Origin of the sequence: Arthrobacter sp. N199823 (genome assembly GCF_002929705.1) — a bacterium.
Classification (GTDB): Bacteria; Actinomycetota; Actinomycetes; order Actinomycetales; family Micrococcaceae; genus Specibacter.
In genome coordinates this window covers 79,476-102,576 of sequence record NZ_PJIN01000005.1, presented here as the reverse complement: position 1 = coordinate 102,576, position 23,101 = coordinate 79,476, and the positions used below count along the sequence as shown (strand labels likewise).

Genomic DNA, 23,101 nt, shown 5'->3' with positions numbered 1-23,101 from the left:
GGCCGGGGATCACTCGTTTCAAGAGTGCTGCCGTTTGACGTTTTTGCTGGTGTTTGAACCCTAGCGACAACGTCAAACGGCAGCATTTTTTGTTCTCAGCGGCGCAGCGGGGTCCAGCCAATGGGCCGCGGGCCCGTGATGGCAGCCCGGTTTCTGTCGGCGTCATCAGACCAGCCTTGAGCGGCCGTTGCTCCGTGTTGGCCGACGGCGCCGCGGGCCACCCTGAATCCCACATCTTCCAGCACGGCATCCGGGGCACTGCCTCGGCGGACCGACGCCCGGGCGCTCCAGGGCCGATCATCCCAGCCGGCTCCGCGCAAACTCCTGTAATCGCCGTAACGGGCAGTGTCGGCGTAGTCCCAGCACCATTCCCAGACATTGCCAATCATGTCGAACAGCCCGAAGCTGTTGGGCTCCTTGCCAGCAACAGCTTGCGGTCCCTCCACGCCATCCAAAAACGTCCAGGCAATGTCAGGCAATTCTCCGTATAGAGGTCCCGTTGTGCCGGCCCGCGCGGCCCACTCCCATTCCGCTTCCGTGGGCAGCCGAATGCCTTCAGAACTGACGTCCCACACCACCTCGCGGCCAGTGACGGCGTAGGCGGGTGTGAGCCCGGTCAGTTCCGAGGCGGCGTTGCACCAGCGGACAGCGTCAAACCAGGTGAGGGGATGCATGGGGTGCCGATCGAGTCCTGGTGAGGGTCCGTCGTCGTCCGCGTCAGGCGCAGGAGCTGCGTAAGAGAAGTTCGACGTCGGGCCACTCACCAGATCCCACACACCGCAGCTCAGCTGGGTCTTAGCGAGGGCGAAGGGGCGCAACTCCACGTCACGGCTGACACCTGAGCGGGCGTCGCGCAGCTGCACAGTGCCGCCGGGAATGGGCAGTAGTCCCAGCGCGGCACGCAGCTCGCGCCGGGCAGTAACGTCATTAGCCATGAGTTCGCCTTCCTGCAGCAGTGAGTTCCTGGTGCGGTTAGTTCATGCTCCGCAAGGGTCCAGCTGTGCCGAGTTCAATCTGTGCCGAGTTCAAGCCGTGGCTTAGTACCAGCCCACGGATTCGGAGTGAGCCCAAGCGCCACAGGGGGATCCGTAGCGGCCATCGATGTAGCCCATGCCCCAGCGGATCTGAGTTTGGTAGTTGGTGGCCCAGTCGCTGCCGGTGCTCTCCATCTTGTTGGCGGGGAGAGACTGTGCAATGCCGTAGGCGCCGCTGGAGACGTTCTCAGCGGAGGTGAGCCACTCAGATTCGCGCTGCCACAAGGACGTCAGGCAGCTCATCTGGTCTGCTCCCCAGCCGAAGGATGCCAGTTGGCTTGAGGCGAAGGCCTTCGCAGCCGCGGGATCGTCAACAGGTGCTGCCGGTGCTGCCTTCGTCGCGGGGGTTTCTGTTACGGGTTTGACGGCGTTAGCTTCAACTTTGACCTGTGCCGGTGTTGCTGCCGCTTTCGCGGTGGCCGTGGGGGAGGTCTTGGACGTAACGGTGACCCCGGGGAAGCTGATGGCTGCGTCTGTGGGTGCGGAGATGGCAGAGGGTGCGGCGTTGTCAACGGCGGCGACCAGGCTACTGGTGTTCTGACCATCGGCCACGGGGTTCATGGTTTGCGAGGCCACTGAGCCGGCAGCCATGAGGGCGCCAACAACGGCCACGGCGGCCATGCACTTGGCGGTGGTGCCTACGGCGGAAAAGGCGCGCGGTGAGGCGGCGCGGGTTCCCGTGCGTGACGTTCCGGTGCGTGAAACTCCGTTGCGTGACATTGTCAGGCTGCGAAGGGATGGCCGGCTTGCTGATTCTGCGCGGCGACGGCCGCGCTGGGGTGCTTCAGACATGGTGGTGCCTCTCTACGCCTGCGAGGTGAGCTGTCGGGAACGGACTAGAGAATCCGGCCGTGCAGCAGTCAGCGGCAGTTTTCACTGCCTGCTGTCATTGCACTGGCTTAACCCCAAGGGCTTCCATAGTAGGAAGGCCCGTAAATATTGGGTCCCCCGTCTCTGCCATGAAGGAGTGGGAAATGGGCGGGGGCAGAGCTCGGCGAACCGTCCATTGGTGCCAAGAACCGTAAATGGTTCAGCGGGCACTTAGATCAGCGTAACCGAAGCGAAACCCAATGTCACATTATGGTAACGGCCTTTGTAGTAGGTGGTCGGGGGTTGAGCTACTGGTCGCATGGGGCGGTGAGCAAGCCAACATTTACTTAGCAATGCTAACGATCTAGACTTGAAAGCTGAAGATACGAAACTTTTTGCACTGAGGTAGATGAGCATCCATGACTGAACGTTCCCCAAATCCCAGCACCTCGGACCCCGGTCTGCTCGCCGCGGAATTGCGGGTGGCTGTCATGCGCACCTCAAGGCGACTCCGGGCAGAGGCGGCGACGGGGGAGCTTAGCCCAGGGAGATATTCAGTCTTGGCGGGTCTCCTCGCTAGCCCTCAGACCGTGGGGCAATTGGCTGCCAGGGAACAAATTCAGGCACCGTCCATGACGAGGATCGTCAATGACTTGGCTGCAGTGGGCTTCATTAGCCGCGGCGAAAACCCGCAGGACAAACGCCAAGTCCTTGTCAGCATTACCGATCAGGGCAGCGCCGCGCTGATGCGGGCACGGTCCATGCGGACCGCATGGCTGGCGCAACGCGTTGCGGCGCTCACACCGCAAGACCGTGCCACGCTCCATCAAGCAGCCTTGATCCTGCAGGAGATGAGCGCCTAGATGAGTTCAATGTTCCGCGCACTGAAAGTGCGCAACTACAGACTTTGGGTGACCGGGGCTCTGGTCTCAAATATTGGCACTTGGATGCAGCGAGTAGCCCAGGACTGGCTGGTGCTTACGGTCCTGACCCACAATTCCGGAACCGCCGCAGGCATCACCACGGGGCTGCAGTTCCTGCCAATTATTTTCTTAGGTCCCTACGCTGGGTTGCTGGGTGATCGGGTCAACAAGCGCAAGTTGCTGCTCATTACCCAGTCCGCTATGGGATTCTGTGCGCTTTTGTTGGGTATTTTGGTTATCACGGGGTCTGTACAACTGTGGCATGTCTATGCATTGGCACTCCTGTTGGGGGTGGCGAGCGCCTTCGATGCACCGTCGCGGCAGGCGTTTGTCTCCGAAGTGGTCGCTAAAGATGACGTGCCCAACGCCGTCGCACTTAATAGTGCGTCCTTTAACTTGGCCCGGCTAGCTGGCCCGGGTGTTGCGGGTCTGGTGATTGCGCTGGTGGGCACAGGGCCAGCCTTCCTTATCAATGCCGCCAGCTTCGCCGCAGTCATCTTCTCGCTATGGCGCATGCGTGCAAGCGAGCTTGTGCCGGCCGTGCGGGTGCCGCGGGCCAAGGGGCAAATCCGCGAGGGGCTCATGTACATCAGGCGACGGCCGGATCTGCTCATGATTATGGTCCTGGTATTTTTGGTGGGCACCTTTGGCATGAATTTCCAGATCACCAATGCGCTGATGGCCACCACTGTCTTCAATGTGGGGCCGGGAGAGTATGGGCTACTGGGCTCGATCATGGCGATTGGCACGTTGGGGGCGGCGCTGTTGGCCGCCCGACGCAAAAAAATGCGGATGCTCTACATCGTGGGCGGCGCACTGGCGTTCGGTGTCACGGTAGCTGTGGCCGCATTGATGCCCAGCTATGCACTGTATGCGGTGGCTTTGGTACCCGTAGGGTTGGCGTCACTCACGTTCATGAATGCGTGTAACACCACTGTTCAGCTGACCACTGATGCCGCCATGAGGGGCCGAGTTCTAGCGGTTTATATGGTTGTTCTGCAGGGCGGGACGCCCATTGGGGCACCCCTAGTGGGCTGGATCGCCACTGAATTCGGTGCCCGCTGGTCTTTGGGCCTGGGGGCAGTGGTTGCTTTTGTCGCAGGCTTGGCGGCGCTGTTCCTGATGAACCGGCGTAACCATGTGAAACTGCGGGACCAGATCAAGGGTCTACGGCCGCATTGGCTGGTTCCCGGCTTACGCAACACCGCAAGCTAACAAGCTAGCTGGACTCCACCAATAGGCCGCTTGTCCGTAAACTTCTGTTTACCTAGCGTCAAACTCTGGGAATCAACTGTGTTCCGTGAGTAACTTGCCGAGGCCATCATAGGCGTGCTTTGGGAGCTGATGAACTAATTTCCCCAGAATCAGCAAGTCATAGAATTTAGTGTTGCTCGAATGAAGATGTGTTCGATTTAATTTGTCGCAAGTGCTCTTTTTGTCTCGAAATGAGAGCAAAGCAACATTATTAGCTTGATCACAAATTAGAGCAAAATCTCATATTGTGGACACTTTGGGCCTATGTTACTTGCAAGTTCGCTTTGTTACGTAGGACACTGAAAGCGTGAACACCCACTCAGTAAATTCTGCAGCCGCAGCAACGTTCCGTCTTGGTCTTGGATTGACCGGACGGTTCCTGTCTGGTTGTCGAATGCAGGCCTAGCTCGCAACCCTGATCGCCGCGCATTGCACTGAGTACATTGCAGGAAGCATTAAACGCAAAGGCGCGGCAGTTATCAGTCTTGGCCCTAGGGCCGGCCCTGGAATACAGGGCAGCAAGGTTCTGGGGGGACAGAACCACACAAAGCATTCGCGCCGTAGTCACACGGCTAAACACCGAGGTAGTTCAATGTCAGTAGCATCCGGTTACGTCCACATTTCTGTTCGCAACGCCGCCAAGGCAGTTGCCCGCAACTCCACTCAAGGCGCTGCTGCCCGCACTACGCACTTGGAGCAGCCCGGCTACCGCGTCGAAGCTGGAAGTGCCGCAGCCCGTCTCCGCGCTGTGCCCTCCGGGGACCTCAACCCCATGACGGCGCCCACGCCCGTTATTGCAGGGGCTGGAGCGGATAGTCTTCGAGGGGTCAGCCCCGACAATGTGGCCCGCGGCTTCGTCCTGTACGTTGGCGTTGACGAAGATACTGCAGCTGCTGCCGGAACATCGCTGGCCAAGCTCGCCCAAGACATTCGGGCCTTCGCCCAGACCCTGGTGCCGCAGGCTCAGAGCTATGCCGCTGTGGCGATTGCGCCGTCGGACGCTGTAGGCAGTCCTCTGGACGTGGTTCGCTCCACCTTTGGCGACCCCACCGTTGCCAGCCGTCAGCGCGCCGAAGCTGTCCGCATTCCCGCCGCCGAACAGCGCCCCACCGGCGTGCTGATCGATCTTGCCCGACGCGAAGTTCACCTCGACGGCGACACTCTGAACCTCACGTTCAAGGAATTCGAACTTCTCAATTACCTGGTTGAGAACGGCACCCGCACGGTAGGCCGCGACGAACTCCTCGAGGGCCTCTGGTCCAACGCCGACGAGATCCCCAACGAGCGCACCATCGACGTGCACATCCGCCGTCTCCGATCCAAGCTGGGCCGCCTCGCCAACACCGTGCGCACCGTTCGTGGCGAAGGTTACCGCTTCTACGAGCACCCCGAAGTGGTTGTCTGGGCCGCCCCGGAATACTCCATCTAGCACTCCGTCGCAGACGCTCCTTCACTTTTGATTGAGGGAGCGTCTCGGGTTTAAGCCCGTTTTGTGATGGAGCGTTTCCAAAAACACGCCGTTTTGTGATGGAGGGTTGGTGTGCCAAGCGCCGCCGCACTGCTCTAACTGTCACTAAACTGAGGGAATGAGCGAACACCATATTAAACGGTTGATCCTAATGCGCCATTCCAAGGCAGCATTCCCTCTGGGCGTGGAGGATCACGATCGGCCGCTGGCGCAGCGTGGCCACACCGAGGCGCCACTGGCCGGCAAATGGATGATGGAGAACGGTGTGGTGCCCGATTTCATCCTGTGCTCATCGGCGCTGCGGACCAGGCAGACCTGCACGTGGGTGTGTCAGCAACTGGGGGAGAAGGCGCCCACGCCGAAGCTGGAATCGGGGTTGTACGCGGCCGGGGCCACGTCCATGCTCTCGGTCATCAACCATGTGCCGGAAACCGTGGGGACATTGCTGGTCATCACGCACATGCCAGGCGTGCAAGCGCTGGCGCTGCGGCTGGCTTCGCGCGATTCGGATCAGGATGCGTACATGGATCTGGCATCGGGGTTCCCCACGAGCTCCTTTGCCGTGTTGGAGCACAGCAGCCAGTGGGCCACGCTGGACGGGCAGGACGCCGAGTTGAAGAATTTTGTGGTGCCCCGCCCGTGAAGCGGTTCTAGGCTTCGATCTCCGGCATCAGCGTCTTGAGTGTCCAGGTCTTCTTCTTGCTCACAGCAGCCCAGGCCAACAGCAAGCCCAGCAGCATGTAGCCCAGTAGTCCCAGCACAATGGGCAGCAGCGGGGCAAGATCGGCGCCGTAAATCAGGTGCCGCATGCCCTCAACAACATGTCCCATAGGCAGGATCTGGTGCATGAGGTGCAGCGGTGCGGGAGTGGTTTGCCACGGGAACGTGCCGCCAGAGGACACCAGCTGGAGTACCAGTAGGATCAGGACCACAAACTTTCCTGGTGTTCCCAGCAACGCCACAATGCCCTGAATCAACGCCGTGAACGCCATTGACGCCATTAGGAGCAATCCGAGCGTGAGCCATGGGTGGCTCGGCTCCAGGCCGAGCCCAAATTTCACCACGGCGTAGAGCAGTAGCGCCTGGCCGCAGGAAACGGTGGCGAACGGCAACCAGCCGCCCAACGCAATCTTCCATGACGGTGCGTTGGAGGCAAGGGCCCGGACCGTCAGTGGCCGCATGGCCTGAACCAGCATGAACGCACCGATCCACAGGGCCAGGACAAGGAAGAACGGCGCCAGGCCTGAACCGTAGTTGGCGGCCTGAGCCTGGGAGACGGAATCTACGCGGATGGGATCGGCGATGACGCCGGCTGCGTTTTGTTTCTCCTTGTCATTGGGATCCGGCACCGACCCCGCGCCGCTGCGCAGCTGGGTGGCGAGATCGTTCGCTCCGGTTGCGAGTTTGCTGGAGCCGTCCTTCAAATCAGCAACCCCGGAATCGAGCTTCTTGGCACCAGCAGCCAGTTGGGTGGCGCCGTCCAAAGCCGTGGTCTGGCCATCGGCCAGCGTTCCAGCACCCGTGGTCAGATCGCTAGCACCGGTTTTTGCTTGCGAGATGGCTCCGGAGAGTTGGGGTGTTGCGGCAGCAAGCTTCGACGCTCCGGCGGCCACATCGGCAGACCCATCAGCCAACTTTTGAATATCTTTGGTGTCGGTGGCCAGCTGACCCTTGAGTTCTGTGATGGACGGGCTCGCAGCATCCTTCTTCAGCGTGTCACCAATTTTGGTGGCTTGCTCCGGGGTGATGACTCCATCTGTGACGAGTTGCACGAGCTTGTCATCGATGGCTCCGGTCACGGCGCCATCGAGCTTCTCGGCGGTACCGGCGGCACTCTGGACCTTGGTATTCAGGGCAGCGTTTCCGGCGGCAACGGCGGCAGCACCATCAGAGAGCGCCTTGGTATCGTCCGGCAGCGTGGACGTTTGCGTTTCCAGCAGGCCAAGCCCCGTGTCCAGCTTCGATGCGCCAGCCTGGAGCTGTTTCGCTCCGGTGACCAGCTGCGTCTGACCGGCCACCAGCGAATCCGCGCCCGTCAACAGATCCGAACTTCCCGTTTTGAGCGTCCCAACCCCGGTGTCCAGGGTTGTGGCGCCGTCTGCTAACTGTTTGGCGCCGTCGGCCGCCTTAACCAGTTGGGCGTGGATGGTGCCGTATCCGGTCAGCAGCGAGTTGGCGGTCTGCTCACCCACTTGCTGCGCCACGGAATCATGGACCTGGGTGGCTACCTTGTCCACGATCGAGGTCAACAAATAGTTGTTGGCGTCATTGGTGGTCACGCTCATCATGGCCTGCGTGGCCGAATCAAAATTCTCAGGCGAGGCCAGATTTGCTGAGAAGTCCTTGGGGATGGTCAGTGCGAACGCGAACTCGCCACTGCGCACGCCATTCTCGGCTTCCTGGGGCGTGTCCACCAGATGCCAATCGAACTTATGCCCCTCCACCAGAGTGTCCGCAACATCCTGACCAACCGTCAGCTTCTCGCCATCCTTGGTCGTGGCGCCCTCATCTTGAACCACCACGGCGGCCTGGAGCTGATCGAGGTTGCCGTAGGGATCCCAGTTCGCATACAGATACACGGCACCATAGAGCAGCGGCACCATTACTAAGGCAACAATGGTCAGCTTCGGCAGGATCCCGCCGGTCATGCGTTTGAGTTCGGATAGGGCCAGGCGGAACACTGTCATGGCTTTTCCTCCGGGGCGGGCTTGACTGGGGCTGATGTGATGGCGTGTTCTGAGGTGTTGGGCAGGGGCGGCGGGGCCGGTTCCGTCTCCTGCTCAGCGACGTGCCTTGCAGCTTCCTCCGCGGGCACAGGGGCGGGCTCTTCGCCGGGCTCTTCATCGTCCGGCAGTTCCTCTAGTCCCAACTCCTCTACTGCCATTTCGTCTGCGACGGGAGTAGCGGCGGGCGGTTCATCGCCGTCGTGCTTGGAAGTCTCTGGCGTAACGGCATTGCCAGCGATGACGGCCGGTCCATGCCACTCCTCGGGCAGTCGTCCCACCACGCCAATCACCATGATTGGGCGGGGCGTGACGGTGCTGGCGGGGTCGTCGCCATGGCCAAGATCGCCCGCTGCGGCCGCCTCCATCAGGGGCAACCATGCGGAGATATCGGCGGTGTGGCGGTCCGGGGAATCCAGGACAAGTAACTCAACATCTCGATTGGCCAAGGCCAACTCCAGCTGGAGGTGCAGGAGCCGTGCGGGTGCCAACTCCTCGATCCACTGATCAAGAACGTCGCGGAAGCCATGCTTGACCAGCCAGGCCGTGGGCCGGGTACGGTCACGGAACTTCAGCGGCACCAGGGCCAGATCCTCGGCAGTCATGGACCGGGCTGTGAGGTGGTGTTCGGGAGCATTGACGTTCGGTGAATCAACCAGAGCGCTGCGCCGTCGAAGAGAAGACCTTGAGGCGTCGTGGCCCAGCGTCACGGACCCCGTTGAGGGCTTCATGCGGCCAGTCAGGGCCAAGGCCAGGGCTGTGCGGCGTTCCTGTCCGTCGGCCTGAATGAGCAGCACTTCACCCCGGTGTGCTTCGGCAGTGGTGGCGGGCAACAGGGTGTGGCGCCTCCCTGCGACGTGCAACTGTTGGGCAGTGAGCATAGAGCGCTCCTTCGAGGCGGGGGTGACTGGAACAAATTATCAGAACTGACTGGTCAGTGCAAGAAAATGTGGTGAGGCTCATCCGCACTCCTGCGTACTCTGCCGTGTGAACGAGTTTAAAACAATCGAGGAGGCAGTAGATGCCAATGTTGGTCTTAAACATTGGCATCTACTGCCTCCTCGAGGGGAGGTGCGGCAAGAAGTGCTGGAGGAACGGTCGCCTTAGGCGTCCAGAGCAGCCTTGAACCAGCTGGTGATGGTGGACGGGTGCGTGATGGCGGTGCCAACCACCACGGCAAAGGCTCCGGCGTCCATCGCGGCCCGAGCCTGGGCGGGGGAGTGGATGCGGCCTTCGGCAATGAGCGGCTTGCCCAAGTTGGCGGCGGCGATCTGAGCGATGAGTTCCAGATCCGGGCCGTCGGTCTTGGGGCGTTCGCCCGAGTAACCAGCCAAGGTGGTGCCGATCAGGTCGGCTCCCGCCTCGGCAGCTGCAACGGCGTCCTCGTAGGAGCCACAGTCAGCCATGACCAGGGAATTGGAGTTGGCGTGTACACCAGCAATGGTCTCGGCCAAAGTGAGGCCGTCGGGGCGCGGGCGGCGGGTGCCGTCAATGGCCACAATGTGGGCACCGGCGCTGGCACAAGCCAGTGCATGGCGCAGTGTGGGGGTGATGAAGACGCCGTCGTGCCCGTCTTTCCAGAGCCCGATCACGGGAACTTCCACAGCAGCGCGGGCGAACTGGATATCAGCAATGCCCTGGACACGAATAGCCGCAGCCCCGCCCACTACTGCTGAGGCGGCAATTTGGGCCATGGTGCGGGGATCGCGCATGGCCTCTCCCGGGTAAGCCTGGGCGGATACAACAAGCTGCCCGGCAAGCGCATCAAAGTTGGTCATTTTCAGTGTCATGGTGACTCCTAGGAAAGGTGAATCGAAATTATGAGGCAAGGACCAAGGACGCTGCGCCCACTATGGCGGCCATGTTGCCCAGACTGGCTCGCACCACTGCCACAGAGGCTAGGGGAGCCAGAAGTTCTGTGCGGAGAGCCTTCTCCATGGCATCCCACCACAGCTCGCCAGCGTCAGCCAACCCTCCGGAGACTACCACCACTGCGGGATCCAGAATATTGATGAGCCCGCCCACTGCCTGACCGGCGGCTGTTGCTGCGGTGGCGATCACGGCCAAGGCCAGATCATCTCCGGCACGGGCAGCATCAAACACCTCGCGGGTATCACTCAGGGCGGCGCTGCCACCGTGACGGAGGTAGGCGGCGTGGATGGCGGGGCCTGAGGCAATAGCCTCCACATGACCCTCATGGCCACAGGAGCAGGGGAGGGGAACGCCGCGGTGCACAGCCAGCGGCGAGGCAAAGTGCCCCACATGACCACCCACAAAGTGCGCACCGAGCACCGGCTGGCCCTGGATGACAAAACTGCCGCCCACGCCGGTGCCAAACGCAACCATGAGAGCGGTAGCGGCACCTTCCCCGGCACCGTGCCATGCCTCGCCGAGGGCGTGGGCATGGACGTCATTGACCACGGCACAGCGCAGTCCCAGCCGGGCGTTCAGTCCCGCGGTGATGGCTGTTCCGCTCCAACCGAGGATGGCGTCGGTGGCGGAAATGACTGTGCCTTCGGCCGCGTTGATGACGCCGGCGGAGCCAACACCCACGGCGTCCACGGCGGCATCCATTGCTGCGGCGCGTTCAATGAGTGAGGCAATCAGGGCCGCCGTGGCATCGAGAATGGCCTCGCCGCCGTCGCGGTTGAGGGTGGGAATTTGATCGGTGAGCAATACCGAGCCGTCCTCGCCCACCACTCCGGCAGCTGTTTTGGTTCCGCCAAGGTCAACGCCAACTACGTACCGCATGAAAGATCCTTCAAAGACTGTGGTTCACGTACAACGGGGATTACTGCACATTCAAAAGCTAAGCTTCCATTCTGCTGCCCGGGCATATCCGCCCGGGCAGCAGCAAAGCGGCTTAGATCAACGCCAGCCTAGATCACCTGAGACCAGAAGGGCTCAGCGACTACAGCAGTGAGAACAGAGCAGAAGTTCTAGATCAGGCCCGTGCGCTCAAGGATAACCTTGATGGCTGCGGTCTCATCTTCGTCCAGCGCGAGCATCGGGGCGCTCATGACGTTGGTCTTGATGATGCCCATGAGTACCAGAGCGGTCTTGAACGCGCCCAGACCTGCTGCGTTGCCGGAGAGACGGCCAGCCTTCGGGGTGTAAACGATGTTGAAGACATCGGCGATGCGGTCCTGCTCAGCAGCGGCACCGGCCCAGTCGCCAGCAACGGAGAGATCGTACAGGCGGCGGTAAGCCTTGGGGTCAACGTTACCCAGACCCGGCACAACACCCTGTGCGCCGCCCAGCAGTGCACCGTCAACAACCACTTCGTGGCCGGTGAAGATGTCGAAGTTCGGGATGTCCTTGGCACCAATGAGCAACTGGCGGAAGGAAACATCGTCACCGGAGGAATCCTTAACACCGGCGATGATGCCTTCGCGGCCCAGCTCCAAGAGCAGGTCGGTGGGCATCTTGAAGTGGGTACGAACCGGGACGTCGTAGACGAACAACGGAACGTCAACAGCAGCTGCAACGGTGCGGATGTGGCGGCCGGTCTCTTCGGCGTTGCTGATGGCGTAGTACTGGCTGGTGGCCACAATAGCGTCGGCGCCCAAGGAGACCATGCGCTGTGCTTCTTCAACCACGCGGTTGGTGGTCTGCTCGACAGCGCCCACCAGCAGCGGGACCTGACCGGCGTTGACGCCAGCAATGGTGCGCAGCACGGTGTCGCGCTCGGCGTTGGTCTGGTGTGTCACTTCTCCGGAGGAGCCGTTGACGAACAGGCCGCTCACGCCGCCTTCGATCAGGTGGCGGGTGAGGTTCTCCAGCGAGGGGACGTCAATGGCGCCTTCAGCTGTGCGGGGGGTGCAGACGGGAGGGATAACGCCCTGGAAACGGGTAGCGACGGTAGTCACGTGAATTGCTCCAAATTTGTATTGATGGGTGGAAAACTATGGGGAAACTAGATGTGAAGAAGGGACGGCGCGGCGCCCAGGAGCTTCTTCGTGTAGTCGTTGGTGGGGTTGTCAAAGATCTGCTCCGCGGAGCCCTGCTCCACAATCTGGCCGTAGTACATGACACAGATGCGGTCAGAAACGTAGCGAACTGTCTGGATGTCATGGCTAATGAAAACCATGCCCAGGTTCAGTTCTTTCTTCAGATCAGAGAGCAAGTTCAGGACCTGAGCGCGGACAGAAACATCCAGAGCCGAGGTGGGTTCATCGGCCACCATGATGTCCGGGCCCAAGGCCAGAGCGCGGGCAATAGCCACACGCTGGCGCTGTCCACCGGAAACCTGCGACGGCGTGACCTCGGCTGCCGACTGCGGCAAGCCAACCAGCGCCAAGAGTTCGGCAACCTTGGCCAGGCGCGATGCGCCGTTGCCAATCCCGTGAATAACCAGCGGGTCAAGCAGGATGTCCTGGATGGTCATGCGCGGGTTCAACGCCGTCGACGGGTCTTGGAAGACTACGGAGACGGAGCGGCCGAATTCCTTGCGCATGGCGGCGTTGCGCTTGATGGCGGGCTTGCCATGGAACAACACTTCACCTGAGGTGGGTTCTTGCAAGCCCACCAGAACCGAAGCCAGTGTTGACTTGCCACAACCGGATTCGCCCACAATGCCAACGGTCTCGCCGCGGCTGATGGAGAAGTCCACGCCATTGACGGCCTTGACGTAGCTGGGCTTGAACAGTCCACCGGAGCGGGTCCGGTGGTGAACGTGCAGGTCCTTCAGCTCAATGACCGGGGTAGCTCCGTTTTGGGCGGGGGCTGCTGTGTGCTTGCTCATGAGGCACCTTCCGTATCTGCTCCAGCGGAAACCGCCTGGGCATCTTCGCGCTTGTGACTGGCCCAGAAATGATCGCCTGTGATGCCATCACGGGTGATGGGAACAAAGCTCAACTTCTGGTTCGGATCAGCGTCTGGACGCTGTGAACGGCCGGCGAACCGGTCTCCGAAGGCAAATTCACGCGGCGAGGGAACGGTGCCGGGAATCTGGTGGAGGCGGACGGCGTCGGACTCGATGGAGAGCACGGCGCCCAGCAGGCCACGGGTGTATTCGTGGGTGGGGTGCGTCAGCAGTTCTGCAGCCTGAGCAGATTCAACAACCTGCCCGGCGTACATGACCGTAATCTTGTGCGCCAGTGAAGCCACCAAGGCAAGGTCGTGGCTGACGAACACCATGGCGAAGCCCAGCTGCTCACGCAGTTCGTTCAGGAGGTCAACAACCTGCTTCTGAACCGTGACGTCCAAGGCGGTGGTGGGCTCATCGGCTACCACAATCTTGGGCGAACGGGACAGAGCCATGGCGATCAGTACGCGCTGGCGCTGGCCGCCGGAGAGCTCGTGCGGGTAGCTCTTGAGTGTCCGGACAGGATCAAGCTTGACCAGTTCCAGCAACTCGGCGGGCGTCTTGCGTCCGTTGCGGCGGGTGAGCTGCAACATCTGGTCCTTGATCAACATGGACGGGTTCAGGGAGCTCAAAGCATCCTGATAGACCATCGCGATCTGCTCGCCGCGCAGACCTTCGTAGGCCTTCACGGAGCTGTGCTTGGTCACAGGATCAAGAAGTTCCTTGCCATCAAATTTGATGGAACCGGTGACAACAGCAGTCTTGGGCAACAAGCCCATGATGGCCAGTGAGGTGATGGACTTTCCGCAACCGGACTCGCCCACCAGACCCATGGTTTCGCCTTCACGAACCGTGAAGGAGACATTCTCTACGATCGGAGTTTCATCGAAACGAGCAGGGAAGCGGATGGACAGGTTAGTCACTTCCAAGATCACGCGGGCGTCGGGGCCAACCTGTGCGAGGCGGTCGTTGCGTGACTTTTCAACGGACTGGAGCAGGAGCAGTTCCTTATCCAGTGCAGCGAAGGGGTCTTCAATTGCGGCCCGGGCTGCAGCATCAGCCTTGGCGAGCTCCAGAGCGGCAGCTGCCGAACCGTCGTCGTCCTTCACCGGAGCGGCACGCTTGAGCTTGGGGTTGACCATGGCATCGGTCAGGCCCTCGGCCAGAATATTCAGTGCCAAAACCGTCAGCAGGATGACAAGACCAGCGAACGTGGTTGCCCACCAGCCGCCGGAGAGCACCAGGTTACGTCCGTAGGAGATGACGTTGCCCCAGCTGGGAGCGGGGTCTTGAATACCGGCGCCTAGGAAGGAAAGGGAGGCTTCCAAGATGATGGCGTCGGCAACCATGACCGTTGCAAACACCAGCACGGGGGCGGCAGTGTTGCGCACAATGTGCTTGAGCATGATGTAGGTACGGCCGGCACCGATGACACGCTCGGCGCGAACATAATCCTCGCCGTACTGTGAGAGCACGTTGGCGCGGACCACGCGGGCCAGCTGCGGCGTGTAGATGATGCCGATGGCCAAGATGATGGTGGGGACCGAGTTGCCAAAAGCCGTCAACAGAACCGCAGCCAGAGCGATGCCGGGGAATGCCATCAAGATGTCCATGATGCGCATGATGATCTCGTTGGTGGTCTTCGACGACGTTGCGGCGATGGCACCAAGAGTGGCGCCAACAATGATGGCCAGTGCCACGGCACCGAGGCCAATCATCAGCGAGGCCTGAGCGCCGTACATCAGACGGGAAAGGATGTCACGGCCAATACGGTCGGTACCAAACCAGTGGGCGGCGCTCGGTGCCGTCGCAGGATCGCCGGTCTCCAGCGGATCATGCGGTGCAATCCACGGTGCCAGGATGGCCACAATAACAATGAAGACCAGGAAAATCAGGGCCAGTTTGGAGCCCAAAGTAAGAGCCTTGAAGCGCAGGCCAGGCGCGCTTAGCCGTTCGGCAAGTTTGCTTCGCATGACTTAGACCGTCCTGATTCGGGGGTTGATGAGCAGGTAGATAAGGTCCACCAGGATGTTCACAATTACGAACGTCACGGCGATGACCAGGACAACGCCCTGAACAAGGTTGGTGTCCGAGTTGGTGATGCCATTGAGGATCTGCTGTCCCATGCCGGGCAGGGAGAAGATCATTTCAATAACGACGGCGCCGCCGAGCAGGTAGCCAATGCGCAGACCCAGCACGGTTACCGGGGTGACAAGGGCGTTGCGCAACACGTTGCGGGAAACAACAGTGGTGTAGGGGACGCCGTTGCCGATGGCCGTGCGGACGTAATCGCGGTCCAGTTCCTCAACCATGGAGGTACGAACCACTCGGATCAGGGATGCTGACACGGGAATGGCCAGGGCCAACGCCGGCAGGGCCATGGAGCTAATCCAGCCACCAAAGCCTTCATCGGGATCGGCCAAGCCGCCTGACGGGAACCAGGAATCGTCGCCGAGAGCGAACCACTGGATCAGCAAGATACCCAACCAGAAGGACGGAGTTGCAATAGCGGCTACCGAGAACACGCGGATGACCTGATCAACCCACTTGTCACGGTATAGAGCAGCAAGGACACCGAAAACAAGCGAAATGATAACCGCAATGATCACGCCAACAAGGGTCAACTGCAACGTCACGGGGAAAGCGGCGGCAATAACCTCAGTAATGGGCTTTTCCGGCGGAAGGGTCTTGCCGAAGTCGCCCGTGATGAGTCGGCCTAGGTATTGAAAATACTGAATGAAGAGGGGATCGTTGAGGCCGTTGACTTGGCGGTACTGTTCCAAAGCCTCCGGAGAGGCTCCTTCACCAAGTGCGGCAACGGCACGGTCACCGGGCGCGAACTGCAACACGACGAAGACGAGCAGGGTTACACCCAAGATCATCAACGGCAGCGCTGCGAGCCTGCGTCCGAGCAGTCGCAAAAAGTTTGCCAATGTACTTTACTCCGGTTCTAATTGCAGCTTCGATTCAAGAAGAAACTGTGGGCTGCGTCATAGGAAATATGGTGTGAGACCTAGGGGGCCATGGCCTGGTGGCCACAGCCCCCCGGGTGTGTCATGCAAGGTAAAACGAAAGGTGATTCAAAGTACTGAAATTACTCGGAGCGTCCAACACCAATGAAAGAAACGCCGGTGGTGGGCAGGGGCTGGAAGCCGGTGAGCTGCTTGGAGTCCCATGCGGTGGGCAGCTTACGGTGGAAGATCGGGTACAACGGCGCCTGCTCGGCGATGATGTCCACGATTTCCTTGTAGAGGCCCTTGGCGTCAGCTTCGGAAGCGGCAAGAGCTGCCGTCAGCTTGGTCTGAACTTCCTTGTACTCTGCCGAGTCGCTCCATGCGAAGCGGTTCTTGGCCCAGGTGTCGCCACGGAAGAACCAGCTGAGCAAGATGTCAGCGTCGTTGCCGAAGACTGAGGGATCGCCGGGAGCTGCGACGACGTCGTAGTTCAGGCCGCCTACCTTCTCCGGTGCGTAGACAGCTGCCGAAGCCAACGGCTCCAGCGTGGTTGTTACGCCAATGGCATCCCAGTTCTTCTTGATCAGCGGGATAACATCCTTGACCCAAGCGGTGTCGGTGCTGGTCAGCGTCAGCTTCAAGCCCGAAACGCCTGCTGCTGAGAGCAGCGACTTAGCCTTCTCGGCGTCGTAGGCGTAAACCGTGGAAGCCTTGGAGTACGACGGGTGGGTGGTCTGGAAGTAGGAAGTAGCCGCTTCACCATTACCCAGCAGGGCGGTCTTGATGATGGCATCCTTGTCCAGGGCGTAATGCAGAGCCTGGCGAACTTCCTTCTTGTCGAAGGGAGCCTTGGTCAGGTTGAACATGAGGAACATCAGACCGAAGGACTGAACGGACTCGACGTCGACCTTGCCCTTGAGCGCATCAACGTCCAAGTAGGGAACATCTTCGATGGCCTGAACGCGGCCGGACTGCATGGCCGTAACGCGGGCAGATGCATCTGAGAGCAACAGCCAGGTCATGTCCTTAGCCAAGGCGGGCTTGGGGCCGTTGTAGTCATCATTGCGTGCGAAGACGATCTTGTCGTCCTTGGCCGCGGAGACGAACTTGTACGGACCGGTACCAATCGGCTTGGCATCGAAGGCCTTCTGGTCTGCCGAAGCAACAGCCTTAGGAACAATCTTGACCACGGAGATGCGGGGACCGAAGCCGGCGAAAGCGGTGTTGAGCTTGAACTCGACAGTCTTCTCGTCAACCTTCTTGACGGAGTCGATGAAGAAGATGAACTGAGCGAACAGGGCCTTGTTGGCCGGGTCCAGAACGCGCTCGAAGGAGTAGACAACATCGTCGGTGGTGACCGGTGTACCGTCGTGGAACTTCGCGCCGTCGCGAATGGTTACACGATAGGTCTTGTCATCAACCATCGTCGGGTCTTCTTTGGCGAGAGCGTTGTAGGGCTCACGCGTTGCCGGGTGAAGTTCTACGAGGCCTTCGAAGATGTGCAGGTTGGCGGCCAACGGGGTAGCGCCGGAGGAGCTCATGGGATCGAAGCCGGTTGAGAGCGAGTAAGAGATGCCAGCTTCAATGCTGAGATCCTTGTTGACCGCTCCGGTGGACTCTTTGCTGGTATCGCTGGAGGAGCCACAAGCGGCAAGTGTGGCCGTGAACGCGGTCGCTGCACCAAGGACGCCAGCGGCCTTGAGGAATGTGCGGCGCGAAGCCGGGGTCGCAGGCAGGTTCTGAAGAGTATTGCTCATTCTGTTGACTCACCATTTCGTCTATTAGTTATCGGATGTAGGACGTCCGATGCTTATAATGAAACTGTAATAGCCATCACACGCTTTGGTCAAATGTTTTGTGATCTCATTTTGGTCTCGATGCGCCGGCAGTCGGGTCTGCGCTTTCGCGGCGAGTCTTCCAGCGAGGCCGCGTAGTCTCGGTTTAATGGAAACATGGTCGGACATCCGATATTCTATGAGCTGGATCACGCGATTGTGCCAATACTAAAGCGGTCTGAAGTGGCAGCGTTGCCATACATCAAGCCCGACGGTGGCAGGGGAGTCTCTCCTTGGTTTTCGCCAGCGAAGTGATAAAAGTAAGTCCCTGCAGTGTTAGTTTCTGAGGAGTTCTGTTGCCTATCTCTACTATTGTGCCAAAAGCCCGGTTCAGTGCACAGGCGCGTCTGCGCGCCCTGCAGGCGGACATCATGGAGCTCATCCTTGAGCGAGACCTGGATGCCGGCGACCCCATGCCCACAGAGAGTGAGCTGTGTGAGGTACTTGGTGTTGGACGAAACACGCTGAGGGAATCACTTAAGGTCCTGCAAGCCTTGGGTGTCATTGAGATTCGGCATGGATTTGGCATGTTTGTGGCTCCCAGTAATTTCGACGCCCTCGCCGACGGCCTGACCTTCCGCGGCCGGTTGTCACTGCGCCATGAAGGGTTGGAAGCCCTGCAGCTGGTTGATATCCGGCAAGCGCTGGAGTCTGGCCTGATTAGTTCGGCCATCTCCCTCACTGACGCCGAGCACTTGTCGAAGATTGAAGCGACAGTTGCAAAGATGGAAGAACTGGCTGCGCGTGCGGAGCCCTTCGTAGAAGCCGACGCGGAATTCCACCGCCTACTGTTCGAGCCCTTGGGTAATGACCTACTGATGAACCTGATGGGTGTCTTCTGGAAGGTCTACCGCAAGATCCACATGGAAATCGGCACCGGCGGCGTGGACCTGGTCCACACTGCTGGCGAACACCGAGCTATTTACGATGCCGTGGTAGCTCAGGACGGACTGCGCGCTGCAGAGCTGCTCAGCCTCCACTTCGACGGCATCCGCAAGAAGATCCGAAAGTTCGTGGATTCCGAATAGTCCCCAACTCGCCGGCCCGGTAAATCGCTGGCGCGATTTTCCGGGAACCTGGCGAGCGTGGGCCCAGGCGCTCTTCATGACCATCCGCTGGCGCGATTCTCCGGGAACCTGGCGAGCGTGGGCCCAGACTGCTCCCAACTAACAGCCGCTGGCGCGTCTGTTAGTTGGGTCCCTCGCAGTTGTGGGCCCAGCGGCCGGCCCAAAAAACCAGTCACGGGTGCATCTAAGCCATACTGTGATGCATGACTGTGCGAAAAGTTGTCCTCGGTGAGCATGAAATCATCACCACAGACACCGATAGAGTGGCCGCCCGTACTTTTCTGCTGGTCCACGGCATTGGCATGGGCATCTCCTACTTCGCCCAGCTCAGCTCCGAACTGGAATCCTACGGCCGGGTTGTAGCCATTGACCTGCCAGGCTTTGGCGACGCAGCCGAACCTGTTGCAGCGATGACCATGGCCCAAATGGGTGCCTTGCTCATCGATTTCGTTGAGGCAGAGAATCTCGGTAGACCGGTATTGGTGGGCCACTCCATGGGTACGCAGGTAGCTGCCGAGGCGGCGGCCCAGCGCCCGGATCTGTTCCCTGAGTTGATCCTGGTAGCTCCCACGGTCAACCGTTCTGAGCGCACCATTAGGCGGCAGTCGTGGCGGATGATGCAGGACCTCTTTGGTGAGAGCCCCAGCGTCATTTCCCTGGGAGTCAAGAACTACACCAAGACCGGTCCTCGCTGGTTCGTCAAAAAGCTCCGGAACATGATGGTCCACACCATCGAGGACACCCTCCCTCGCATCGAAGCGCACACGCTGGTGATTCGGGGAAGCCGCGACCGAATCTATCCGCGAAGCTGGGTAGAGGAAGTCACGGCACTGATCCCGGACGCCACCATGGAGGAAATCCCCGGGCGCGGCCACGAAACAATGGTCAAGGACGGTGCTTGCGTGGCTGAATATATTGTGGCCCACGTAGGAGCGCCATGAGATCCCTGAAGCGGCTAGGTTGGTGGGCGCTGGATTACGTCTACGCCGGCTCGCAGCAGCTCGCATCGCTCTTTCGGCCCAAGGTCCCTGCCCGCTACAGCGAGGGGAATTCGGCGCTGCCAGCGGTAGTGCTCCTGCCGGGCGTGTACGAGGGCTGGCTGTTCCTGGAACCTGCTGCTTCCAAGCTGAACGCACTGGGCTTCCGCGTCTTTTCTGTCCCTGGGCTGGATCTGAATCGCCGGCCTGTGCCGGAATCCGCCGCCTCGGTCACCAAGTTTCTCGCCCAGCTGGGGGAGTCGCACGGTATTACCGAGTGCATTCTCTTGGCGCACAGCAAGGGTGGTCTGATTGGTAAACGTGCCATGCTGGATTCCGTGCTTTGCTCTGATAGTTTCCTGAAGTACGACGCCGAAACACCAGTCCCAGCCCCGCCCACCCCCGTGGAGGTGCTTGGGCTCGTGACGGTGGCAACCCCTTTTTCCGGCTCGCCCTATGCCAAATACTTGCTGTCACGGTCCTTGCGCGACTTCTCGCCCGTCGATGCCGTACTGCTGGCGCTGCAGGCGGACACCGCGCTCAACCACAAGATTGTCTCAATTTATCCGGAGTTTGATCCGCACATTCCAGGCGGAAGTGCACTGGCCGGAGCGCTCAACATTGAGTTGCCCATCGCCGGGCATTTCCGCACGCTCCAGGACGAAACCCTCCTCGAGGCCGTGACGCATGCGGTGCAGGGGCTCGCGACAAAGCCCTAGACGCTTCGCCAGCGATGCGATGCAGTAGCATCAGCTGCCGAGAGAAGTTAAACGAGAAGAGTCCCAAGCCGAAGCTTGGGACTCTTTCATAAAGTGCGCGCGAAGGGACTCGAACCCCCAACCTCCTGATCCGTAGTCAGGTGCTCTATCCGTTGAGCTACGCACGCATATTCAGTTACTTTGTTGACCTTCCAGTCAACGGTAGCTCCAACCCTAATGGGTCAAGCCGGTGTTAAACGAAAGATTCCCATGCCGAAGCTTGGGAGCCTGCCGTATAAGTGCGCGCGAAGGGACTCGAACCCCCAACCTCCTGATCCGTAGTCAGGTGCTCTATCCGTTGAGCTACGCACGCATATTTAGTTTCTTTGTTGGCCTTGCGACCGTGAATAACTATAACCCGACTTTGTTGCGAGGCACAAATTGAGGGCGATCCAAATCTTCGTGTTCCCAGACACTGGACCGGTCTAGGTGATCTGGATCACAAATGAGTTCGATAACAAAATTAAGAAACCCCGGAAACTCGCGAGATCGTGGAAGGTCAGGAGCTATACATCCCATGTCCAACACCCGGGACTGTCGAAAGACGGGCCATAGCATTTACTCATCACCTACCCACCCAATGAAGGGAAACACAATGGGCCACGCGCCAGTGCAGGAATCCGTTGAGCAGGCAATGACTACCCATGAGGGTCTCGCCTCTTGGGTAGCTGAGGTTGCTGCTTTGACCTTGCCGGAGAGCATCCGCTGGGTAGACGGGTCTGTGCAGGAATATGCCCTGTTGACGGACCACCTGGTGAATGAAGGTACCTTCACTCGCCTGAACCCGGAACTTTTCCCCAATTCCTTCGCAGCATTCTCGGACCCCAAAGATGTGGCCCGAGTGGAGGACCGCACTTTCATTTGCTCCGAAAAGGAGCGCGACGCTGGTTTCACCAACAATTGGATGGAACCGGCAGCCATGAAAGCGATCCTGGACGAGAAGTTCGCCGGGAGCATGCGCGGACGCACCATGTACGTCATCCCGTTCGTCATGGGCCCCCTCGACGCCGAAGACCCCAAGTTCGGTGTTGAGATCACAGACTCCGCCTACGTGGTTGCCTCCATGCGCATCATGGCCACCATCGGCACCGATGTTCTCCGCAAGATCGAGGACACCAACGCCTTCTTCGTCCCGGCACTGCACTCCGTAGGAGCCCCGCTGGCTGACGGCGAAAAAGACGTTGCCTGGCCCTGCAACGATGAGAAGTGGATTGTCCACTTCCCTGAAGAGCGTTCCATTTTCTCCTTCGGCTCCGGCTACGGCGGAAACGCCTTGCTGGGCAAGAAGTGCTTTGCGCTGCGCATTGCCTCCGTCATGGCCCGGGATGAGGGATGGCTCGCCGAGCACATGCTGATCCTCAAGCTCACCAGCCCCGAGCAGAAGACCTACCACGTGGCTGCGGCGTTCCCCTCGGCCTGCGGCAAGACCAACCTGGCGCTGCTGGAACCGACCATCCCCGGATGGAAGGCCGAAACCCTGGGCGATGACATCAACTGGATGCGTTTCGGCAAGGAGGGCGAGCTGCGTGCAGTGAACCCGGAAGCTGGCTTGTTTGGCGTGGCTCCCGGTACCGGCTGGGCCACCAACCCTAACGCCATGGCCGCGATCGTCAAGGGCAACTCCATCTTCACCAATGTTGCCCTGACTGACGACGGCGGCGTGTGGTGGGAGGGTATGACCACCGAAGTGCCCGCTCACCTGACTGATTGGCAGGGCAAGGACTGGACGCCGGCTGCCGGCCGCCCGGCTGCGCACCCCAACTCTCGTTTCGCCACCCCGATCGACCAAGTGGACATGTTATCCAAGGACTACTTCAACGCCGAGGGTGTTGAAATCAACGCCATCCTCTTCGGTGGTCGCCGCAAGACCACCATCCCTCTCATTACCGAGGCTCGCAGCTGGACCAACGGTATCTTCATGGGTTCAACGCTTTCTTCGGAAACCACTGCTGCCGCCACCGGAGCTGTGGGTGTTGTTCGCCGCGACCCCATGGCCATGCTGCCGTTCATCGGTTACGACGCAGGTGACTACCTCAAGCACTGGATCAACCTCTCGGCCAAGGCCAACCAGGCCCGGCTGCCCAAGATCTTCCTGGTCAACTGGTTCCGCCGCACAGAATCTGGCGGATTTGCGTGGCCCGGATTCGGCGAGAACAGCCGCGTGCTCAAGTGGGCAATCGAGCGCATCGAAGGAAAGGCCGACGCCGTGGAGACGCCCATCGGCTTCATTCCTACCCCCGGTGCGATCGACGTCGCCGGTTTAGACGTCACAGCAGCGGACCTGGAAGACGCGCTGAAGGTGATTCCGGCTGAATGGGATGACGAGCTCAAGGGTATTGACGAGTGGTACGCCCGCTTCGGCGACTCCCTCCCGGCCGAGCTTGCCGCTGAACTTAGCAGCCTCAAGGAGCGCTTCGCAGGCTAGAGGTTAAACGCAGGAGCCGAGGCTCCCTCGCGGGCAGTAAGATTTCCTCGGTCGCTGGGCGACCTT

General features: G+C 60.2%; 19 protein-coding genes, 2 tRNA genes and 1 riboswitch. Of the genes, 8 read left to right on the top strand and 13 right to left on the bottom strand.

The features are described 5' to 3' along the window. Positions 1-95: 95 nt before the first annotated feature. A complete protein-coding gene (locus CXQ93_RS12475; RefSeq protein ID WP_104110767.1) occupies positions 96-935 on the bottom strand; it encodes an SUMF1/EgtB/PvdO family nonheme iron enzyme in 840 nt (279 codons plus the stop codon). 102 nt (positions 936-1,037) lie between these two features. Next, positions 1,038-1,826 carry a transglycosylase gene (locus tag CXQ93_RS12470; protein ID WP_146073221.1) on the bottom strand — a complete coding sequence of 263 codons (789 nt, stop codon included), beginning with the start codon at positions 1,824-1,826 and terminating at the stop codon, positions 1,038-1,040. 3 nt (positions 1,827-1,829) lie between these two features. Continuing rightward, a riboswitch (cyclic di-AMP (ydaO/yuaA leader) is annotated at positions 1,830-2,025 on the bottom strand. Between the two features lie 238 nt (positions 2,026-2,263). Here CXQ93_RS12470 and CXQ93_RS12465 point away from each other — a divergent pair. From CXQ93_RS12465 to CXQ93_RS12450, 4 genes are all read left to right on the top strand, one after another. Next, positions 2,264-2,707: a MarR family winged helix-turn-helix transcriptional regulator gene (locus CXQ93_RS12465; RefSeq protein ID WP_104110765.1), complete on the top strand. Its 444-nt coding sequence runs from the start codon at positions 2,264-2,266 to the stop codon at positions 2,705-2,707. Then, entirely contained in the window at positions 2,708-3,982 is a 1,275-nt protein-coding gene (locus tag CXQ93_RS12460) for an MFS transporter (protein WP_104110764.1), read from the top strand. A gap of 631 nt (positions 3,983-4,613) precedes the next feature. Beyond that, positions 4,614-5,450 (top strand): winged helix-turn-helix domain-containing protein, encoded by an 837-nt coding sequence (locus CXQ93_RS12455; RefSeq protein WP_104110763.1) that lies wholly within the window; start codon positions 4,614-4,616, stop codon positions 5,448-5,450. Between the two features lie 157 nt (positions 5,451-5,607). Next, the gene (locus tag CXQ93_RS12450; protein WP_104110762.1) at positions 5,608-6,132 is read left to right on the top strand and encodes a histidine phosphatase family protein; all 525 of its coding nucleotides are present in this window, start codon (positions 5,608-5,610) and stop codon (positions 6,130-6,132) included. A gap of 7 nt (positions 6,133-6,139) precedes the next feature. Here CXQ93_RS12450 and CXQ93_RS12445 read toward each other — a convergent pair whose 3' ends face one another. The 9 genes from CXQ93_RS12445 to CXQ93_RS12405 all read right to left on the bottom strand — a co-directional run bounded on the left by CXQ93_RS12445 (position 6,140) and on the right by CXQ93_RS12405 (position 17,730). Then, positions 6,140-8,176: a YhgE/Pip family protein gene (locus CXQ93_RS12445; protein WP_104110761.1), complete on the bottom strand. Its 2,037-nt coding sequence runs from the start codon at positions 8,174-8,176 to the stop codon at positions 6,140-6,142. Next, positions 8,173-9,093, bottom strand: a complete 921-nt coding sequence (locus CXQ93_RS12440) for an ABC transporter ATP-binding protein (RefSeq protein WP_104110760.1) — start codon at positions 9,091-9,093, stop codon at positions 8,173-8,175. The genes CXQ93_RS12445 and CXQ93_RS12440 overlap by 4 nt, the downstream gene beginning before the upstream one ends. 222 nt (positions 9,094-9,315) lie before the next feature. Next, complete coding sequence (locus CXQ93_RS12435) at positions 9,316-10,002, bottom strand: N-acetylmannosamine-6-phosphate 2-epimerase (RefSeq protein ID WP_104110759.1); 687 nt, start codon at positions 10,000-10,002, stop codon at positions 9,316-9,318. A 28-nt stretch (positions 10,003-10,030) separates the two neighbouring features. After that, positions 10,031-10,963, bottom strand: a complete 933-nt coding sequence (locus tag CXQ93_RS12430) for an ROK family protein (protein ID WP_104110758.1) — start codon at positions 10,961-10,963, stop codon at positions 10,031-10,033. 188 nt (positions 10,964-11,151) lie between these two features. Then, entirely contained in the window at positions 11,152-12,081 is a 930-nt protein-coding gene (locus CXQ93_RS12425) for a dihydrodipicolinate synthase family protein (protein WP_104110757.1), read from the bottom strand. 47 nt (positions 12,082-12,128) lie between these two features. Continuing rightward, positions 12,129-12,956 carry an ATP-binding cassette domain-containing protein gene (locus tag CXQ93_RS12420; protein WP_104110756.1) on the bottom strand — a complete coding sequence of 276 codons (828 nt, stop codon included), beginning with the start codon at positions 12,954-12,956 and terminating at the stop codon, positions 12,129-12,131. Beyond that, complete coding sequence (locus CXQ93_RS12415; protein ID WP_104110755.1) at positions 12,953-14,992, bottom strand: dipeptide/oligopeptide/nickel ABC transporter permease/ATP-binding protein; 2,040 nt, start codon at positions 14,990-14,992, stop codon at positions 12,953-12,955. Before CXQ93_RS12415 ends, CXQ93_RS12420 begins: the two co-directional genes overlap by 4 nt. 3 nt (positions 14,993-14,995) lie before the next feature. After that, positions 14,996-15,952 (bottom strand): ABC transporter permease, encoded by a 957-nt coding sequence (locus CXQ93_RS12410; RefSeq protein WP_104110754.1) that lies wholly within the window; start codon positions 15,950-15,952, stop codon positions 14,996-14,998. A gap of 161 nt (positions 15,953-16,113) precedes the next feature. Next, positions 16,114-17,730 carry an ABC transporter substrate-binding protein gene (locus CXQ93_RS12405; protein ID WP_104110753.1) on the bottom strand — a complete coding sequence of 539 codons (1,617 nt, stop codon included), beginning with the start codon at positions 17,728-17,730 and terminating at the stop codon, positions 16,114-16,116. Between the two features lie 374 nt (positions 17,731-18,104). Here CXQ93_RS12405 and CXQ93_RS12400 point away from each other — a divergent pair, with 374 nt between their 5' ends. The 3 genes from CXQ93_RS12400 (at position 18,105) to CXQ93_RS12390 (ending at position 20,571) form a co-directional block, all read left to right on the top strand. Beyond that, positions 18,105-18,836 (top strand): FadR/GntR family transcriptional regulator, encoded by a 732-nt coding sequence (locus CXQ93_RS12400; RefSeq protein WP_104110752.1) that lies wholly within the window; start codon positions 18,105-18,107, stop codon positions 18,834-18,836. A 242-nt stretch (positions 18,837-19,078) separates the two neighbouring features. Further along, the gene (locus tag CXQ93_RS12395) at positions 19,079-19,816 is read left to right on the top strand and encodes an alpha/beta fold hydrolase (protein WP_104110751.1); all 738 of its coding nucleotides are present in this window, start codon (positions 19,079-19,081) and stop codon (positions 19,814-19,816) included. Further along, complete coding sequence (locus tag CXQ93_RS12390) at positions 19,813-20,571, top strand: triacylglycerol lipase (RefSeq protein ID WP_181036148.1); 759 nt, start codon at positions 19,813-19,815, stop codon at positions 20,569-20,571. The genes CXQ93_RS12395 and CXQ93_RS12390 overlap by 4 nt, the downstream gene beginning before the upstream one ends. Before the next feature lie 94 nt (positions 20,572-20,665). Here CXQ93_RS12390 and CXQ93_RS12385 read toward each other — a convergent pair. Both CXQ93_RS12385 and CXQ93_RS12380 read right to left on the bottom strand, forming a co-directional pair. Further along, positions 20,666-20,738, bottom strand: a tRNA-Arg gene (locus tag CXQ93_RS12385). A 112-nt stretch (positions 20,739-20,850) separates the two neighbouring features. Next, positions 20,851-20,923: transfer RNA gene (locus CXQ93_RS12380), tRNA-Arg, on the bottom strand. 282 nt (positions 20,924-21,205) lie between these two features. On the opposite strand from CXQ93_RS12380, the gene CXQ93_RS12375 reads away from it, so the two are divergent. Further along, positions 21,206-23,035: a phosphoenolpyruvate carboxykinase (GTP) gene (locus CXQ93_RS12375; protein ID WP_104110750.1), complete on the top strand. Its 1,830-nt coding sequence runs from the start codon at positions 21,206-21,208 to the stop codon at positions 23,033-23,035. Positions 23,036-23,101: the final 66 nt, after the last annotated feature.